General features: G+C 45.0%; 3 protein-coding genes. 2 read left to right on the top strand and 1 reads right to left on the bottom strand.

Annotation, left to right across the window (positions count from 1 at the left end):
- The coding region (locus ACOJTG_RS10290; protein ID WP_420153729.1) for a PIG-L family deacetylase at positions 1 to 1009 on the bottom strand (1009 nt) is incomplete at its 3' end.
- Between the two features lie 212 nt (positions 1010 to 1221).
- On the opposite strand from ACOJTG_RS10290, the gene ACOJTG_RS10285 reads away from it, so the two are divergent.
- Both ACOJTG_RS10285 and ACOJTG_RS10280 read left to right on the top strand, forming a co-directional pair.
- The gene (locus tag ACOJTG_RS10285) at positions 1222 to 1485 is read left to right on the top strand and encodes a hypothetical protein (protein WP_420153728.1); all 264 of its coding nucleotides are present in this window, start codon (positions 1222 to 1224) and stop codon (positions 1483 to 1485) included.
- Between the two features lie 591 nt (positions 1486 to 2076).
- A partial coding sequence (locus tag ACOJTG_RS10280; RefSeq protein WP_420153727.1) for a hypothetical protein occupies positions 2077 to 2259 on the top strand: 183 nt, incomplete at its 3' end.

The raw sequence follows: 2259 nt of genomic DNA, 5'->3' as shown, positions 1-2259 counted from the left end.
TCCAGTACGCATCGTCCAGTTTATCGACGAGTCGATAGGCCTGTACCAGCAAGGGAATGATGGCGGCGGGCTGATCGGGGCGGAACTGTTCGATGGCTTTATTGACCACCGCCTGTACGGCCGCACCTCCCTTAACCCGGTTCCAACTGGTTTCTACACCGTCGAAAACATCTTTTGTGGCTTTGTCACCCGCTTTATGCACCAGATACTCAATCTTCACGCCCCGGGTTCTGGGCACACCAAATCCTTGCGATTTATGCTGCGAACGACTTTCGGCGGCAAGTTCGGAATAGGAGGTCGCCAGTAGGGGATTGTAACCGCCAATTTCTACCGAAATCCAGCTACCTTCCGCTGGCCGCTGGGCCGGATTTACGCCAAAGGCAAAGGTATTCCAGACAATCCGTTTGGGTTGCCAGGGTTTTACGTACTTCAGTTGCTCCGGAAATTTACTGGCATCTCCCGCTAGCTGAAAAGCTTCTTCGGCCAGGGCCGCTGAGGCCGAGTGGTTTCCGTGGCCCGCCCGGGAATCCGGTGGAAAACGGCAGATCAGTACATCCGGACGGAAATTCCGGATTCGCCACACAATGTCGGCCAGTACTGCATCTTTACCCCATACCTCTAAAGTCTCCTCCGTATTTTTTGAAAAGCCAAAGTCGTTGGCTCGGGTGAAGTACTGCTCGGGACCGTCAATGGAGCGGGCGGCTAATAATTCGTAGGTACGAATCAGACCCATCAGTTCGCTTTGTTCCGATCCAATCAGGTTCTGTCCGCCATCACCCCGGGTCAAGGACAAATAGCCCGTACGCACCAGTCGCTCTTTGGCGAGCCAGGCTAACATGACGGTATTCTCATCGTCGGGGTGGGCTGCTATGTACATGGCCGAACCGAGTACATTCAAGCGTTTGAGATTCAGTAGAATCTCGCCGGGCGGGAGAGGTTTAGGTACTTGAGTGAAGCCAAACGTATACGATAAGTAAAACAGGGCGAAGAGAATAAACCGTGACCTCATTAGAAATTTAAGGTTAGCAGAACATGATTCAATACTTTAAAAGTACCAAAGTCTGACCAGATGTACTCCATCACCTATGGAGTAGCGTACGTTTCATTAAAAAAACTTAAAACTTTGTTGTAATAATCATAAATAATTTAAGCAGGCGTTTGGTTAGTAAACAGATTATCATACATTTGTTGAACACCCTTTTCACCAAAACTCCTACGTCTATGCTTGTGTTAACCTTTGTTTTTTTGAGCTTGATCGCTCTAGGGTGGATGGAGCGAAAAACGCTTCGTGCGAATTTGCTCATTGTACAGCCCGTACAGGCCGGACGAATGATCGCAGCCGTAGGAGTAGCTTTGGGTTTGTTAGTGGGTTTACATTACTTTATTAGCGAACATCGGTTTGAACGGAATAATGCGGCTAAAGTTATTCATCACCAAAGTGGCGTTCAGCAGCACGTGGCGATGGCTTTGAAAAAAGTACGTTAAAATCGAATCTGTAAAAGAACGAAACCTATTTCAGGAACTAGAGTCAATAAGTAATAAATGTAACGGTGTCACACTTAACCTCTAAACTAATTTACGGCGTATCTAAGCTAATCGTATAAAGAAAAAGCAGCCTTTCGTGCTGCTTTTTTTGTGGCTTATTGTCCATTTGATCATTCATTGAAAAAGACTTATGAAGTAATATTGATTGAACAGTAAAGGAAAGATGAACTTTCATTTCGCGACTAGTAACTGATTCACTAACTGAGTAATAGAGAGTGTTATTTGATTTTAGATAATGGAATTAAGCGTTCCTTCGGCTAGATTATGTAAACGATAATAGGTAATTTTTTGTAGCGTTCTTTCCTGTAAGTATTCCCGTAAACCCAGCTAGTATCGAAGTGGAATAATTTTTTTTAACAAGTTCACTCGATTTTACGCAGGCTTCAATCCCACGCCAGTCCTGAGCTTTAAAAGACTATTCATAGTACAGATTACCTGCGGACCTTTCCAACGCTATCGAACATTTACTGAGTGTTTAGGATACGTATTAAGAAAAATGGTAGTGCATCTATTTGCTCTGATACTCGTTCTATGGAACCTCTTCAACCCCTTGGAAAAGTCCGGTCAACAGCCGGTTCTTTCATCGTTTGTACCAGTATTTTACTCGGTATAAGTATAACCGATAAAGTTCAGGCTCAGCAAACGAAACCGGATTCACTGGCAAAGCCGGATACGCTAATTATTCCACTACCCAAAGCCGACACCATTCCCAAA

The sequence above is a fragment of the Siphonobacter sp. genome (assembly GCF_048595215.1).
GTDB lineage: Bacteria > Bacteroidota > Bacteroidia > Cytophagales > Spirosomataceae > Siphonobacter.
Note: the sequence above shows the minus strand (reverse complement) of the source record. Positions and strands in the feature narration are given on the sequence as shown.